This window comes from Paenibacillus apis, from assembly GCF_018333295.1.
Classification (GTDB): Bacteria; Bacillota; Bacilli; order Paenibacillales; family Paenibacillaceae; genus Fontibacillus; species Fontibacillus antibioticophila.
In genome coordinates, this window is the sequence record NZ_BORS01000006.1 from 231,416 (window position 1) to 247,846 (window position 16,431).

General features: G+C 49.5%; 15 protein-coding genes. 5 read left to right on the forward strand and 10 right to left on the reverse strand.

What is annotated here, in order from left to right; translation table 11 throughout:
• The first annotated feature begins 5 nt into the window (after positions 1–5).
• Positions 6–2,798: an alpha-mannosidase gene (locus KI362_RS10825; RefSeq protein WP_301627206.1), complete on the forward strand. Its 2,793-nt coding sequence runs from the start codon at positions 6–8 to the stop codon at positions 2,796–2,798.
• Positions 2,799–2,801: 3 nt separating this feature from the next.
• A complete protein-coding gene (locus KI362_RS10830) occupies positions 2,802–4,082 on the forward strand; it encodes a glycoside hydrolase family 125 protein (RefSeq protein WP_301627208.1) in 1,281 nt (426 codons plus the stop codon).
• Positions 4,083–4,220: 138 nt separating this feature from the next.
• Here the strand turns inward: KI362_RS10830 and KI362_RS10835 are convergent, their stop codons facing one another.
• Positions 4,221–4,700 carry a hypothetical protein gene (locus KI362_RS10835; protein WP_301627210.1) on the reverse strand — a complete coding sequence of 160 codons (480 nt, stop codon included), beginning with the start codon at positions 4,698–4,700 and terminating at the stop codon, positions 4,221–4,223.
• Between the two features lie 165 nt (positions 4,701–4,865).
• Between KI362_RS10835 and KI362_RS10840 the strand changes: the two genes are divergently transcribed.
• Together KI362_RS10840 and KI362_RS10845 are read left to right on the forward strand one after the other, a co-directional pair.
• Positions 4,866–5,111 (forward strand): hypothetical protein, encoded by a 246-nt coding sequence (locus KI362_RS10840; protein WP_044477394.1) that lies wholly within the window; start codon positions 4,866–4,868, stop codon positions 5,109–5,111.
• Positions 5,112–5,127: 16 nt separating this feature from the next.
• The gene (locus KI362_RS10845) at positions 5,128–5,466 is read left to right on the forward strand and encodes a L,D-transpeptidase (RefSeq protein WP_044477392.1); all 339 of its coding nucleotides are present in this window, start codon (positions 5,128–5,130) and stop codon (positions 5,464–5,466) included.
• A 6-nt stretch (positions 5,467–5,472) separates the two neighbouring features.
• Here the strand turns inward: KI362_RS10845 and rbsK are convergent, their stop codons facing one another.
• Positions 5,473–6,405 carry a ribokinase gene (gene rbsK, locus KI362_RS10850; protein ID WP_301627213.1) on the reverse strand — a complete coding sequence of 311 codons (933 nt, stop codon included), beginning with the start codon at positions 6,403–6,405 and terminating at the stop codon, positions 5,473–5,475.
• A gap of 274 nt (positions 6,406–6,679) precedes the next feature.
• Here rbsK and KI362_RS10855 point away from each other — a divergent pair, with 274 nt between their 5' ends.
• The gene (locus KI362_RS10855) at positions 6,680–7,888 is read left to right on the forward strand and encodes a GNAT family N-acetyltransferase (protein ID WP_301627215.1); all 1,209 of its coding nucleotides are present in this window, start codon (positions 6,680–6,682) and stop codon (positions 7,886–7,888) included.
• 93 nt (positions 7,889–7,981) lie between these two features.
• On the opposite strand, the gene KI362_RS10860 is transcribed toward KI362_RS10855, so the two are convergent.
• Genes KI362_RS10860 through KI362_RS10895 form a run of 8 tightly spaced genes read right to left on the reverse strand, consistent with a single transcriptional unit; the run spans position 7,982 to position 16,386 of the window.
• The gene (locus KI362_RS10860; RefSeq protein WP_301627217.1) at positions 7,982–8,899 is read right to left on the reverse strand and encodes an N-acetylglucosamine kinase; all 918 of its coding nucleotides are present in this window, start codon (positions 8,897–8,899) and stop codon (positions 7,982–7,984) included.
• Positions 8,900–8,931: 32 nt separating this feature from the next.
• On the reverse strand, positions 8,932–10,497 hold the full coding sequence (locus tag KI362_RS10865) for a glycoside hydrolase family 3 protein (protein WP_301627220.1): 1,566 nt from the start codon (positions 10,495–10,497) through the stop codon (positions 8,932–8,934).
• 23 nt (positions 10,498–10,520) lie between these two features.
• A complete protein-coding gene (locus KI362_RS10870) occupies positions 10,521–11,663 on the reverse strand; it encodes an exo-beta-N-acetylmuramidase NamZ family protein (RefSeq protein ID WP_301627222.1) in 1,143 nt (380 codons plus the stop codon).
• Between the two features lie 34 nt (positions 11,664–11,697).
• Positions 11,698–12,402: a PIG-L deacetylase family protein gene (locus KI362_RS10875; RefSeq protein ID WP_301627223.1), complete on the reverse strand. Its 705-nt coding sequence runs from the start codon at positions 12,400–12,402 to the stop codon at positions 11,698–11,700.
• Between the two features lie 2 nt (positions 12,403–12,404).
• Positions 12,405–13,376: a GNAT family N-acetyltransferase gene (locus tag KI362_RS10880; protein ID WP_301627224.1), complete on the reverse strand. Its 972-nt coding sequence runs from the start codon at positions 13,374–13,376 to the stop codon at positions 12,405–12,407.
• Between the two features lie 15 nt (positions 13,377–13,391).
• Positions 13,392–14,600 (reverse strand): anhydro-N-acetylmuramic acid kinase, encoded by a 1,209-nt coding sequence (locus tag KI362_RS10885; RefSeq protein WP_301627225.1) that lies wholly within the window; start codon positions 14,598–14,600, stop codon positions 13,392–13,394.
• A gap of 4 nt (positions 14,601–14,604) precedes the next feature.
• Positions 14,605–15,465: a carbohydrate ABC transporter permease gene (locus KI362_RS10890; protein WP_301627226.1), complete on the reverse strand. Its 861-nt coding sequence runs from the start codon at positions 15,463–15,465 to the stop codon at positions 14,605–14,607.
• An 18-nt stretch (positions 15,466–15,483) separates the two neighbouring features.
• Positions 15,484–16,386 (reverse strand): carbohydrate ABC transporter permease, encoded by a 903-nt coding sequence (locus KI362_RS10895; RefSeq protein WP_044477385.1) that lies wholly within the window; start codon positions 16,384–16,386, stop codon positions 15,484–15,486.
• Positions 16,387–16,431: the final 45 nt, after the last annotated feature.

Below are 16,431 nucleotides of genomic sequence, written 5' to 3' on the forward strand. Positions count from 1 at the left end.
CCCGAATGGCCCGCAAAACCGCTCATCTGATCTCCCATTCGCATTGGGATCGGGAATGGTACATGCCTTACGAATCACATCATTACTTATTAACTGAACTGATGAACAGCTTGCTTGATACGCTTGCTCAGGACGAACGTTATCGTCATTTTCATTTGGATGGACAAACGATCATTCTGGAGGATTATTTGCAGGTGCATCCCGAGAAACGGGAGCTGTTGGAGAAATACATCACTGACGGTCGGATCGCGATCGGACCTTGGTATGTTCTGCAGGATGAATTCTTGACCAGCTCGGAAGCCAATGTCCGCAATTTGCTTATTGGACATCAGGATGCCAAACGCTATGGCACGATATGTAAGATCGGTTATTTTCCGGATTCCTTCGGAAACATGGGACAGGCTCCTCAATTGCTTAAGCAGGCCGATATTCATGTCGCTGCTTTTGGCCGCGGAGTGAAGCCCACCGGTTTTGACAATCAGGTCGCCGATTATGAAAGCTCCGAATATGAATCTCCTTATTCAGAAATGTATTGGGAAGCTCCTGACGGCTCCAGAGTATTAGGCATTCTGTTCGCGAATTGGTACAGCAACGGCAATGAAGTACCGGTTGATCCTGAGGAAGCCAAGAAATTCTGGGATAAGAAGCTGGCTGATGCCGAAAAGTATTCGTCTACCGGAGAGCTTCTCTTCATGAATGGCTGTGATCATCAGCCTGTGCAGACGGATTTGGGCGATGCCCTGGAGACAGCCCGTAGGCTCTATCCTGACGTGGACTTTGTTCATTCCGATTTCACGCAATATATGGAAGCGTTACAACGGAAGGTGCCGAGCCATCTGGTTACCATTACAGGGGAGCTCCGGAGCCAGCATACCGACGGATGGGGAACCCTGGTTAACACCGCATCAGCACGTATATATTTGAAGCAATTGAATCAGTTAGGACAGACATTGTTGGAAAGAGGAGCAGAACCGCTTGCAGCGCTTGCCGCATTGACAGGAGCGAAGGCTTACCCTCATGAGCTGCTGACCTATGCATGGAAGACGCTGATGCAGAACCATCCTCACGACAGCATCTGCGGATGCAGTGTGGACGAAGTGCATCGGGAAATGGTCGGAAGATTTGATAAGAGCCGGCATATGACCCAAGCGATTGTACAAGAAAGTCTGCAAGCCATCGCTGGGCAGATCGATACTGCGCACAACTTCAGTTGGAAAGCGGACTCGATTCCCTTTGCCGTATTCAATACGGCTGGACGTGAACGAAGCGGCACCGTCAGCGTGGAATTAATCGTGGCGAAGCGGTATTTCAAGGAAGGGCCGAATCCGGCAGCGCTTGCCGAGCAAATGGGCTTAATGCCGCTGGATCCGGATAAGGGCCAATTGCTGGATGATCGCGGACAAGCTATCGCCGCGAAGGTAGAGGATTTGGGGGCAGCCTTCGGTTACGAGCTGCCGAAGGACAAGTTCAGACAACCCTACATGTCCAGAAAAATCCGCCTGACCTTTGAGGCCCCGGCCGTTCCCGCGCTCGGCTATCGAAGCTTCGCCTGGCATCCGTGTGCAGATCATTCGGGACAAGCGGCTCCATCGGCCCTGAAGCTGCTGGAGAACGGAATGGCTAATGAGCATGTCTCCGTCACATTCCGTGAAGACGGAGCCTACTCCCTGACAAATCTGAAGAATGGACACACCTTCCATGAACTTGGCATTTTCGAAAGCTGCGGAGATATCGGAAATGAATATGTGTTCAGACAGCCTGAGGGCGACATTGCGCTGACTACACGAGGGGTACCTGCCAAGATCACCTTGGTTGAAAATGAAGCCTACCGTATTACCTATGAGATTGTGCATGATTGGGCGATTCCGGCAGGGGCAGATGAAAGGCTTGAAATCGAGAGAAATGCCATGGTTCCCTTCCGCCTCCGGCAGGCGCAACGAAGCAAACAAAGGGTGCCGCTGCGGATCAAAACCCGGATTAGTCTGGAGAATTCCGCGCAAGGGCTGACCGTATCAACTTCATTTGATAATCAAGCCAAGGACCATCGCCTTCGTGTCCTGTTCCCAACCGGGCTTGAGAGTGCTACCCACTATGCGGATTCCATATTTGAAGCGGCACAGCGCAATAATGTTCCTGCAGCAGAATGGATCAACCCAAGCAACGCCCAGCATCAGCAAGCATTTATCAGTGTAAATGATGAAGCAAACGGCCTGACCATTGCCAACAAGGGGCTGAATGAGTATGAGGTGCTTCGGGACGGCAAAAATACAATTGCTATTACCTTGCTCCGTGCGGTAGGGGAGCTCGGCGACTGGGGTGTATTCCCGACACCGGAAGCACAGTGTCTTGGCGAGCAGACCGTAGAGTATGCGGTCTTCCCTCACCGCGGCGATCTGTTTGAGTCCGGGGCTTACGAGCAAGCCTATGGGTTCCAGATTCCTTGGTTCCACATCCAGACCGGAATTCAATTCGGCAGCCTGCCAACAACCTATGCGCCGCTATCCTGGCAAGGGGAAGGCCTGGCATTGTCCGCTCTCAAGCTGTCTGAGCAGAAGGATCTGATTATTCGTTGGTATAATCTCCGGCATCAGTCCGCCAAGCTTGACGTAGAGCTGCATGTTCCGGCAAGCGCAGCTTATCGCAGTGATGTGCTGGAACGAAGACATGATGGCCTTGCGCTTCATGGAGGCAAGCTGAGCCTGGAGGCAGGGAAAGCCGAAATCGTTACCCTTGCAGTATCAGACTGTCTGAAGAATGACAGCAGCAACTCATCCATAGATTCGATTAAGGAGGACTAAAACATGAAATTACCAGCATCTATTGAACAATATCTGAACGACACAGACGTCCGTCTCGCTCATCATCCCAAGCTGCAAAAATTGTTCCGCAACTGTTTTCCTAATACACTTGAGACAACCACGAAGCTGCTCGATGACGGCACGACCTTCGTATTCACCGGAGATATTCCGGCCATGTGGCTCCGTGATTCTGTGGAGCAGGTAATTCATTATGTTCCTTTCGCCAAGGAAGACAAAGAGCTGCAACGAATTATCGGCGGCCTCATCGCACGGCAAATGTTCTATATTAATATTGATCCTTATACAAACGCATTTAACGAAACGGCCAATGATAAGCATTATCGCGCCACTGACCATTGCGACTTGAGCCCATGGATGTGGGAGCGGAAGTACGAGCTGGACTCTCTCTGCTTCCCTGTTAAGCTGGCCTACTCATTCTGGCGCGCAACCGGTCTGAACTCTGTCTTTGATGAAGCCTCTTATCAAGCGCTGAACCGGGTACTTCAGGTCATTAAGACGGAACAGCGCCATATGGAGCAGTCCCCGTACTTCTTCGTGCGCCAAACGATCCAGGAGACAGAAACTCTGCAAAATGACGGAAAAGGAATGCCTGTCAATTATACGGGAATGACCTGGTCAGGCTTCCGTCCAAGCGATGACGCTTGCCTGTTCGGTTACAATATTCCATCCAATATGTTTGCCGTCGTCATTCTGGGCTACATCCGCGAAATCGCCCTGGAGGTATTTAAGGACGAGCGTATGGCTGAACGGGCCGAGAAGCTTCGCAAGGAGATCGATTACGGTATTCGCACTTACGGAATTGTCGATCATCCAAAATTCGGAAAGATTTATGCTTATGAAACCGATGGCTTCGGCAACTATTGCCTGATGGATGATGCCGGGACGCCGGGACTGTTATCCATCCCTTACATCGGCTATGTCTCGGCGGAGGATCCGATCTATCAAAACACCCGCCGATTTGCCTTAAGCTTTGACAATCCCTTCTACTTTGAAGGAAAGTTTGCCAAGGGCATCGGTAGTCCGCATACCCCGGGCGGATATGTATGGCATATGGCTCTCTCTATGCAGGCCCTGACCTCTACTGATGACCAAGAAATCAAGGAACTGATTGATACCCTGATCGCAACGGATGCGGATACCGGATATATGCATGAAGGCTTCCACCCGGACAATCCGGCTGATTTCTCCCGGGAATGGTTCGCCTGGTCCAACAGCTTGTTCGCGTCTCTGATCGTTAAGGCTATGGATAAAGGAATCGTGTAAAACAAAAGACAACCATCCCTCTGGCCAGGGATGGTTGTCTTGCTTCTATATATTCTAGAAGAGGGAGTATGTTTACTATATCAGCCTATCCTTAAAGCTTCCTTACTGTAACCTGAAAATTAGATTAATTTATTTGAATTAGGCCGGATAAATAGTAATATGCTTGTGCTTCTCCAGCAGCTTCCCAATCGCATTCCAAGGAGTTGTCTCGTTCCCTTCCATAAAGAGCAGATAGTTGTCCTTGAGCAAAGCCTGCTCCATATCTCTTGCATCTTCTAATGGAATCCCTATTCCTTCTAGAGAAGTTACCAGGTCATCGCTCCCGCAGCCAATCTCCGCTCCTCCAAGCAATCTCCCCGCAGCTCCGGCAGCGGCAACATTTACTGCTTTTCTCTCTAAAATCGAGCTGATCTCGATCAACGGATGGAACAGCGCATGGTTTCCGTCTCCCCGCAAAGGCTTGGGCAAGCCGGTCTCCAGACAGACCTTGCCCAGAGCTTCCTCCGTCTTGGCAAGCACAGACAAAGCCTCCCTCTTCACTCCGCTCTCCAATAGATCCTGAATGATCGTCACCGCATCCTGTCTTGTCGGCAAGGACATCACAAGTAATTTTGCCATTCGGTCCTCCCCTCCTGCACTCCACTTTTACTTAAGTCATCTATTCCTATTCTTGTATAACCCTTGCCAAGGGCGCACTGAAACAGCGCTTCAAGGGTGGCGTTAGCCGTGCCTTTCGATGCGCGACATACATAGCTTAGTAAAAAAAGGAGGAGGAAAGCCCAAATGGAAGAAGCGTATTATAATTGTATGCGGTTGAAAAATCGCAAGGTCAGAATTATGACCCGAGATATGAAGCATTATACCGGGACCATTGTGGATGTAGATTACAATAACGTCTACTTACGGCCGGAAAGAGGGGGCCCGGTTCAGACCTCGGCATTCTATCCCGGACCTTACGGACCCGGATGGTACGGCAACGACATTCTCACCTTAAGCCTGTTTACCCTGCTGGCTATCGCATTAATCTGACAGGCGCCTATACTCCATGCCTGACTATCGGATTATCGTCGACCTGTCGGACCGGACTTTATATCTGCTTGACGGCAACAACGTGTTGAGAGGCTTCCCGGTCGGCATCGGCAAGATGCTGACCCAGACGCCTCAAGGCGAATATACGATTATCAATAAAGCCCCAAATCCCGGCGGCCCGTTCGGCGCTTACTGGATGGGACTGTCAAGACCACATTATGGAATTCATGGCACGAATGACCCTTCTTCCATTGGCGGCGAAGTCTCGCATGGCTGCATTCGAATGTTCAACCAGGACGTCGTGCAGTTAGCCGGCATTGTTCCGATCGGAACGCGAGTCACGATTCGGGAATGACATTCATTATTTTAATAGATCCTCCAGTGCCGGCATGCCGGCCTGGGCTCCAAAACGTGTAACCGAGAAGGAGGCCGCTCTCACGGCAAATGCAAGCGCCTCATGAAGCGGCCTATCCTGAGCCAGCGAATAACCCAGCGCAGCATTCAGACAGTCCCCCGCTCCTGTTGTATCTACCACCTCGACTGGTAAAGCTGACACAGTATGCATGCGGCCTTCCTCCAGATAAGAAGCTCCCCTGCTGCCTCGCGTCAGAATAACCTTGCTTCCGTATTTATCCTCCCAGTCCCTTAACAATCCCGCCCAAACTTCTTCACCGGACGGGTCTTCTTCAACTGCCCTGCTTCGACCGTTAAGCGCCAGGAACTCGGTCTCATTAGGCGTTACATAATCGCACAGCTTCAACAGCTCATCCGGCAACGAACGCGCCGGTGCAGGATTCAGAACGGTACGCACGCCGGATGCCTTCGCCAAGGTCAAGGCATGCCATACCGTCTCGGTCGGTATCTCTAACTGAACAAGCATCAGATCGGCATTGCGAATGTACTCTGCATTTTTCTGGAGCATATCCGGGGTAACCTTGCCGTTTGCTCCAGGTACGATAACGATACAGTTATCCTTTTGCGTGTGCAGGATGGTTGCTGTGCCCGAAGCTTCCTCCTCCAGCCTTGCAATGGCTTCTATAGCTACTCCGTTTTTCTTCATGGATCTCATCAGATCTTCTCCAAAGAGATCGCCTCCCACAGCACCGATCATCTGGGTATGTGCCCCGAGCCGGGCGCAGGCAACAGCCTGATTGGCCCCCTTTCCCCCGGGAATATAATGAATCGCGCTGCCTTCAATTGTCTCTCCTATGAAAGGAAGTCTGGGCATAGTCACGACTAGATCCATATTCAAACTGCCCACCACGACGATCCGTGGAATCTTCGATTCCGACATGGCTTCCGCTCCTCTCCTTATGTGTATTTCCTTGAATCAGTGTAGTGTGATCGTAATTATTTTGCAACAGCATAGGTTCTGTTCACCGTAAAGCGTAAAGGCAACAATGAACCGGAGAAGTAAACGGAGCGGTCCGGAGCCTCTATTGACGAAATTTTACTTCAACACTAAACTATTATTAGGAAATTAAATTTCAAAAATGTTTGATCTGTAACTTTGCTTCGTGCATGAGGGAAGGGTATCCCTACCATGGAGGCGCAGGAGGAACTAAAAGATGACAACGACCCCCGACATTATTGTCAAGAATCATCCATCCAGAGAGCAGCTTGAAGTAATTTACGATCTTTTAGATAAGTGCTTTTCGGTAGGCCGGGATTTTTTTCAAGAAAGATTAGACCAAGATACCACCTATGATCCGGATACAACCTGGTTTGCGGAGGTAGATGGCGAGATTGCATCCCATGTGCAGATTTTCCCGCTGTATATTCGAGTCGGTCGAGCCATCCTGAAAATGGGTGCCATAGGAAGCGTCGGGACAGATCCTCATTGCCGCGGACTGGGTCTGGCTCACAAAATCCTCCACGCGCAGACTAATTATATGAAAGAATCCGATTTTGATATCAGCTTGCTTCTGGCCAGTAAGCACGCATTTTATGAAAAGGCTGGCTGGAGACTTATTCCCCAGACTGCTCTCGCCATTAAAAAGCCGGCAAGCTTGGAGCGGCCAAGCAGCTGCGAGGTCATTCCTTTTGAAGCTCGTTATCTCGATGAGATCCGTCTTATCTATGAACAGTTCAATCGAAATCGCACCTATACCGCAGTCCGCAATGAAACATACTGGCGTGATTTAATAACCTGGCCGGAATGGAAAAGAGCCGATTGTCTGCTGCTTCGCAGGGATGAAAAAATCATCGCTTACGGGATCATTGAGAAGAAAGAGGCAGAACAGGTATTTCTAAATGAATTATTGTATTTGAATGAAGCAGAGGACGGTGTTGAGCAGCTATTTCATGCCTTATGCCGGCTGCGTCCGAATGCACGACAAATCTTGGCTATGCTCCAGGAGGATCATAAGCTGTATTCCTATTTCCAGCAGCATCGAGCAACCCCCATTCGAATCAATATGGCCATGTGGAAAATGATCAACCTGAGCTCTGCGTTTCATAAACTTCAGCCTGAATTGGAAGACCGTCTTCGAGGCGCCCTAACAGCAGATCAAGAGCTGCATATCTCTCTGCAATGCAATGAGGAAATTATATACATGGATTATCATCAGCACCAGCTTTCCATTTCCGATACTAGCAAAGATGACTTTGACTATACCTTATTGGACGTGGATGAGCGCGATTTAATAACCTATATCATATTTGGTTATCATGAAGCCGCCGCAGAAAGGCGTATTGAGTGTGCTGAGCATGCTGGCATCCTCCAAGTCCTGTTCCCGAAACAACAAGCCGTATTCTATTTGACCGACAAATTTTGAGTAAGCGTTGATGTCTAAAAAAGGGGTGTCATCTCCAACAGTTTGGACTGACACCCCATAATTGTCTTGGCGTTATTTGTCTTGGCTTTAAATCTAGCCGCTCTTCGCTTTGGCTCTCCCTAACAGGACAGCGCCATAGGCTGCATCCTTAATCGGTAAGATCAGCTTGTTTTGCGGGTGGCTTTGTGCAAGCTTCCGCTCCAGTGCTTCTTTCACAAAGTGCGACTTTTGCAGGACGCTTCCTGCAATCGCAATCGGGCTATCAACCAGCTTAAGCTTTTCAATCACAGGCACCACAAGCTCATAGAGATTCGCGGCGCATTGCTCCGCCAGCCTGAGCGCATGGACATCCCCTTTTTCACAGGCGGTCGTCAGGATCGGCGCAAGCTGAGCAATCTCCTTTTTCGTCGTACGCTTATCATAAACAAAGCCGATAACCTCTTGCACGGTGCCTAGTCCAAGCTGCTCATATACCATCGCTGGAACAATCGAATCCTTGACTCTTCCGTCCTCGGCTCGAACCAAAAGAGACAGAAGATCGCGTCCAATGCTATAGCCGCTTCCCTCGTCATCGATCAGATGACCGAAGCCGCCTGTGCGGTGCCGCTCTCCCATTGCATTGACCCCGAAGCAAATCGATCCTGTACCGGCAATGAGAATAATGCCTTGCAGGTCATTTTGTGCTCCATATAAAGCCGTTTCTTGATCGCCCGTAATCGTTAACGGCCCATTGTATCCATTGCTGCGCACATGCTGCTCCAATAAACGGACGACCAGCGGGTTACTTATCCCTGCAGCTCCAATACAGATATGGGCAACTGCCCGCAGATCGCCGCAGTAATGCCTCGTTCGATTAAAAATTTCTTCAAAGGAGGCAGCAATCGCATCGGCATCGCCGCCGTTATAATTAATCGGCCCTACCGTAAAGGTGAATAAGCTCTCCTCCTGGTCACGGGCAATGGTGACAGCTGTTTTGGTACCGCCCCCATCAATTCCAACGATATACGCCATGCCCCTGTCCCCCTCTTGTTGTCCTTTATTCGCTAAAGCTGAATCGTAATCTTGGCCGTTGGCTTAACCTCGCCATTCAGAATGGGAATGAGAGATTTGAACGCATCCACCGAATACTCGAAGGCTGCAATCCCGCAAAACTCGCCTTCAAGCAAGGCTAAATCGTACGGGCGGCCTAATGTAATGGCCGTTACTTGGAGACCAGCTGCCAACAGCTTCTGAACAAGCGCAAGCTGTCCTTGGTTTTCACGTGCATTGAACAAGCCGATGACAATATGTCCGCAGCCTAGCGCCTTTTGCAACACAGTGTTAATTTGCTCCTTGCTCGGGTCAATGTCGATGATCTCATAAGCTGTCTTAAAATAATCTCCCATATACTGCGGGAAGCTGAGGTCCTGATTCACACTGCTGGACGCAAGGTCGCTCCGATAGGAGTAAGAGCCGATAAACAGCACTTGCTTGTCACCTGTCTGAACGGGCTGGACCTCTCCCTTCACGCAGCAGATCGTCTCCATACGCATGAGCTCGTTTGCGCGCCGGTGCACATCGCAGCCCACCAGCTCGTAATCCGGTTCCCCTATCGTCGCATATTGCGCTTTGTAAGCCAAAATTTTTGCAACGGCTGCATCAATCACCGCTTCATCCAGGTCGCCAGTTGATACAGCTTCCTCGATCAAATGGACCGCTTCTTTCACCCTCTCAGGGGTATGACTGATGAATACGAGATCAACCCCTGCTTTAACCGCTCCCAACGCACCCTTTGCCGTACCATAGAAGCGTTTAATCGCGTCCATTTCCAAGCAGTCCGAGACAACCAGCCCTTCGAACCCTAACTTTTCCTTCAGGAGTTCAGTAATAATCGTATAAGACATGGTGCCCGGCACGCCGGACTTCTCAATTTGCGGGAACAGAATGTGCGCACTCATGATCGCCTGCGCGCCCTGTTCAATGGCAGCCTTGAACGGCAGCAGCTCAAGCTGCTCCAGTTCCTCAAGCGTTTTTTCAATGATCGGCAAGCCGATGTGGGAATCAACACTTGTATCTCCGTGGCCCGGAAAATGCTTCAGCGAGGACATGACGCCGCCTTCGAGCAAGCCCTTCATCATTTGAATTCCATACTCCGATACGGTCGCAACGGAATCACCGTATGAACGTACATTGATAACGGGGTTCAAGGCGTTGTTGTTCACGTCCATCACGGGAGCCAGATTGAAATTAATCCCCAAGGCCTTTAATTCTCTGGCCGTCATTCGGCCTGCTGCATAGGCATTTTCAGGTCGTCCCGAAGCAGCGATGGCCATGGCTCCGGCCACATTGGTCGCATCTTGGGGCATGCGGGTTACCCGGCCGCCTTCTTGGTCGATCGTAATAAAGCCCGGGATCCCTGTATGCATGGTGAACCATCGCTGCAGCTCAGCCACAAGCCCGCCCAGTTGAACCTTATTTTTGATATTGTGCGAAAATAAAATGATGTTGCCGACTTGATATTGCTCGATGACCTCTTTGATCTCCGGCGTCATTTCGGGAGTTGGGAAGCCTGTAACGATCATTTGTCCGATCTTTTCACGCAGGCTCATTTGATCTATGGTTCTCATCATTATTCACCATCCTCTAGCAATAGCTAGCGATATAAATGATATTGCTGCTTCATATCGGCAAATTGCCTGCTTTCCTCAGCAAACTGCTCGAGCAGCGGCTTGGCTTGAATATGCTCCTTGCGATATACGCTGTCTCCGCCCAGCAGATCTATGAAAGGCCGGGACCCCTCTTTTACAGGAGGCAGGAATAAAAATTCCTCATACATATCTCTAATCGCAAATAATAAGGTTACGCCCACTTCTAGCGGCTTCAAAGCCTGGATATCGGTAATATAAATCTGGACGCCGCCGCATAGCTCCCCTTGGTGCTTGGATGACGTCGGTTTAAAATGGACTGGACGGAAGCGCACGCCCAGAAGTCTCTTCGCGTTCATCTCATCCGCCAATTGCTGGGCTTGAATGAACGGAGCTCCGATCATTTCAAACGGGAACGTCGTCCCGCGTCCTTCAGAGCAGTTCGTGCCTTCAAACAAGCAGGTGCCTGTATATAATAAGGCTGTCTCATATCGCGGAATCCCAAGCGAAGGATGCACCCAGGTTAATCCGGTGTCCGGGAAGGACATGCTCCGCTCCCAGCCTTCCAAGCGAACGACATGCAGCGAGGCCTTCCAATTCATCTGATCATTTGCCATCGTTGCGATTTCGCCTGCTGTTAAGCCGTATCTGGCGGCAAGCTCGTAATTTCCTACAAAGGATTTGAAGCCCGGCTTCAGGATATTCCCTTCCACCGTTACCCCGTCAAGCGGATTTACGCGATCAAGAACAACGAATTCCACGCCTGCCTTAGCACAATCTTCAAGTGCATACAGCATCGTATAAATGAAAGTGTAATACCGCACACCGACATCTTGAATATCGTATACCATGATGTCTACTTCATTCAGCATTTCTTGGGTTAAACGCTTGGAATCTTTCCGGTATAAGCTATAGACCGGGACACCCGTAATAGGATCCATATAAGTGTCCACTAATGCCCCGGCATCCAAATCCCCGCGAACCCCATGCTCGGGGGAAAACATCGCAGCCAGATGAAAGTTTTCATGCAAGATCGAAATCGTTGATTTAAAATCCTTTGTAAGACCGGTCGGCGCCGTGATCAAGCCTACGCGCTTCCCCTCAAACAAGTCTCGGTACTTCGTGATCGAATCAATGCCGTTTAACACCATATGAATTTGCCCTCCTACTCGGCCCGTTGATTAGCTACCAAAGACTGGACTGTCTAACCTTCATCGTCTCGGCAGGCACCATAAACGCTTCCGCATATTGCTTTCTTGCTTCACAGCCGCGGACAACGGCCAGCGCTTTATAGTAATCCATATATTTAAAAGATTTGCTGTTCGTTACGAACCAATGCTTACCTAGCGCCTCAATCCACAGATCAAATGCCGCCTGATCGAAATCCACGTAGACATAAGGGACATAATCGACCGCATCCTCCCAGTTCTCGGAGTAATACAATCTTGCCGCAAAATGAGCCGGATGCTCGCGTTCAAACGTAGACAGGCTTGCGAAGAAGCGGGCATCATTTACGATATGATGGGTCAGCGCATGGTCTTTATGCATACTGTTTTTCCAGTGCGTAATAATTATGTTCGGCTTCACGCGGCGGATCACGTCGCAGACCTCCATACGGATCTGTTGATTGTCAGGCAACTCCCCGTCGCAATAATCAAAGACTACGGCCTCCCCGCCAAGCATCTCCGCAAAAATCCGCGCCTCTTTCACCTTCTGCTGACGATATTCCTTCATCTCCTGCCCTGCCGGGACGCCTCGCTCCCCTGCAGTTAAAGCCAACGTTACGATGCGGTCTCCCTTTAAACCATGACTGGCGAGAACACCGCCCGAAGCCAGCTCTGCATCACCGACATGTGCGCCAATCGCTAGAACCGTTAATTTTTCGCTCATCTTCAAAGCTCCCTCCGCAATATAGAAAATTGTTTTTCAATCGTAAAGCCCGCTTTTTGATAGATTCGAAGCGCCGGATTATTGCTTCCGGTGAACAGGGAGATATATTGACAGCCCGCGTCCTGGAAGGCCTCCACCATGCGGAAAAACAAGATGCTGCCGAGGCCGTGGCCCTCATGCTGCGGGTGCACCCCGATTCCGCAAAAGAAAGCCCGTCCCGTAGGCTCTAGAATAATCGGACCGGCAAAGCCGACTACTTCGCTGCCGTGTACTGCTGCGACAAGAGGCGCGCCATCCTTCATATAAGCAACAACATCCTTTTCCCACTGCGGATTTTGCAGGGCGGCAAGGGTCGCTTCAAGCCCTGTATGCAGCTCCGGGATATAAGAAGTCACAGCATAGCCTTCAGCACTCGCTTTAGCTTCCTTGCGAATCATATCTTCAGGGACGGCAAAGCTTCCGAGCTTCAAATACATGCCGCATTGCGTCGCGCGGTCTTCGTAGCCTCTGGCAATTAGAGCTTCGTATAGCGGCAGGTCCTTACTGATGCCCGGGGCATTATTATGCTCATGCTGCGGCGAGCTTGGAATTATCCACTTCAGCTTAACCGGGTTAAAAAACAAGACCTCCGCCTGCTTCCTTCCGAGCTGCTGAAATCTTTCTTCTATTAAAGACAGGAATGCATCATAATGTTTCGGCGAGGCTGCATCAGCATCCACAATCACACATGTAATGTAGCCCGCCACATCCCCAAGAGGAAGCTCATCCCCGCTGCAGCCGGCTGCAAAACCAACGATCTCTTTTCCGTTACAGCCCACCCACATGCAATGAGCGTCATAATAGGGATGATCGATAAAGGTATCGTGAAACTCTTGCTCTAAAAATGGCTTGTAGTCATATTTCGTAGCCTCGCGATTCCAGAGCTCTACGACTGCCGAGCGGTCTTCTATAGAATAGGGTCTGATCTGCATCATCATCCAAGCCTCCATTCAACGTCCAGGATAGGGAAATGAGACCTTTCCCATGATGACCGGGCCAGAAGCTCCGGTCACGCGCGGCATATTATTAGGCATTCGATTCATCGTGTAATATGCCAGCAGAGCAAAAGCAATGGCTTCCTTGGCATCGCTGTTGCCGCCGATATCCTCCTGCGTCAGCACCTGCACCTGATGCGGCGCAAACAATTGCTGCAAATCACGCAATAGCGTCTTGTTATAGCTGCCGCCACCGCCAACTAACAGTTGCTGCGCTTGATGCTGCGGCTTAATATACCGTTCATAGCCGTCAACGATGCTCCATGCCGTTAAGCGCGTGGCCGTTGCAATTACGTCTTCCGCTTTCCAGCGATTCGTCTTCATCAGCTCTAGAATTTGTGCAACATACTGTTGACCAAACCGTTCTCTGCCGGTTGATTTGGGCAAGGGCATTGCATAATATTCATTCTGCTGCATCCACTCCAGCAGCTCGCTAATCACCTGACCGCCTGCAGCAATTTCACCGCCGGCATCCATCGTGAGCGGAGCATACAATTGCGATACAAGCCCATCAATAATCATGTTTCCGGGGCCTGTATCAAAAGCAAATACCTGTTCAGGAGACGCATTCGCAGGCAGCACCGTCACATTGCCTATGCCGCCGATATTCTGCATCAGAAGCGTCCTTTCCGGATCGGTAAACAATACATATTCCGTAAATGGGACTAATGGCGCGCCCTGCCCGCCCATCGCCATATCGGCGACTCGAAAATCCGATACACAAGGGATTCCCGTGCGGTTCGCGATCACAGCACCTTCGCCGATCTGAACGGTATAGTGCAAATTATAGCCGCCTATAGCCTTCTTCTCAGGCGCATGATAGATCGTCTGTCCATGGGATCCTATTGCAAATATTTGCGAGGCCGAGAGTCCGCATTTCCCTATAACGGATAATGTGGCTTGGGCGTACAATTCGCCAAGCCACATATTCATTGCGCCAACCTTATCAATCGTGGCGTTAGCCGGATCAAAAAGCTCAAATATGGAATTTCTAGCTTGTACCGGAAAAGGAGTATTCTCAAAAGCCAGCAACTCAACCTCTACTCCATGCTCCCTGTCAGCCGATGGAGAAAGCTTTACTACTGCTGCATCAATACCATCTACTGATGTACCGGACATCAGACCGACTAAGTATGCCGCATCAACTTTTGATGGTTTGTTCATTCGATTACCCCTTCACCGCTCCGACGGTTACCCCTTCAAGGAAGTATCTTTGCAGGCTGAAGAACAATATAAACATGGGAACTGCTGAAATGGTAGCCCCCGCCATCATCGGTGCAAAGTAAGTTGTATTCGCAAAGCGGAAGTTTTTCAAGCCGACCTGAATGGTCTGCATATCCATCGTGTTCGTCACCAGGAACGGCCAGAAGAAGTCATTCCATGCTGCCATGAACGTCAAGATAGCTAGTACGGCCATGACGGTTTTTGATAGAGGCATAATGATGTGCCAGAAGATTTTAGGCTGAGAGCAGCCTTCGATCTTGGCAGCCTCAATAATTTCGCCTGGAATGGACGACATGAACTGCTTCACCAGGAAAATGTTATATACCGTTACTATGCTCGGCATGATCAACGCTGGATACGTATTTTGCAGATTAAAAATATTTACGATCAGAATATACAGCGGGACCTGGGTTACCTGGCCAGGAATCATCATCGATCCAAGCAAAATAGCGAACAAAATGTTTTTGCCTTTGAACTTCATTTTTGCAAAAGCGTATCCGGCAAGGGTAGCAAAAAACACGTTGGATATCGTGATGCTTGTTGCCACAATAAATGAGTTCAGTAACCAGTCCCAGGAATGTGGACTGAAGTCAAAGAAGAATTTGTAGGACTCAAATGAGATCTTCGACGGAAAGATAGAATAGCTCATTGCACCTGCTTCTACCGGATCTCCGAACGAGGAAATGATCATGAAGTAAATCGGGAATATGGTAGCTATGGCAAACAGGATAAGGAACGTAATGATGACGCCATTACGGATGAACAGACTCCCTTTTCTACCTAAGCTATTGTTATACAAACCCATAGGATCCTGCTCCTTTTCCTAGTATTCTACGTCATTGCCAAAGAACTTGAATTGAAGGAACGAAATAAAGGCGATAATTGCAGCTAAAAGTAATGATTGTGCTGCTGCCTCACCAAACTCGAAATATGTGAACGCATTGTTAAAGATCAACAAACCTACCATCGTTGTTGCATGGTCCGGTCCGCCACCCGTCATCAGATAGGCGTTCTGGAATACCTGGAAGGAACCAATGACACCTGTGACAAGTAGGAATAGCGTGGTTGGCTTAAGGAAAGGAACGACGATATACCAAAGCTTCTGCAAGAATGTCGCACCGTCAATTTCAGCTGCTTCATAATAGCTGTTATCAATACCGAGCAATGCCGCCAGATAAATGATAATTGCTGTTCCATGGCTGGACAGCCAGGACATGATTACAAGTGAAAACATGGCAGTTGCACTGGAACCAAGCCAGTTCTGATTGCCCATCCCGAAAAAGCCCACAACCTGATTGGCAATACCTGATTTCAACGGATCGAAAATCCACAGCCAGACAACGGAAAGCGCAACCCCCGATGCGACGGCCGGCAAATAATAAATTGCTTTAAAGACAGTCTGCGTTCTTTTCTTGAAAGGAATAATCAAAATCGCAATCAGAAAGGAAAGAAAAATATTCATCGGAACCGTTAATAGCGTATACACCAACGTATTTTTCATCGCTTTCCAGAAAAGCTCATCTTGAAACGAGTTCACGAAGTTCTCCAGGCCGACATACTTGGATCCTAACGGAGCGTATTCTTGCAAGCTGATAATAAAAGCATTAATGACCGGATATGCGGTAAATAAAGAAAACGCAATAAGTGCTACTGCAATAAACGCATATCCCCAACCTGAGTCGCTTTCGAGCTTCAATTTTTTTCTTTTAGTCAACGTTTGATTCATTGGGTCGCACCTCTCTTCTCCAGGCAGTACAAGCTATAGACTAAT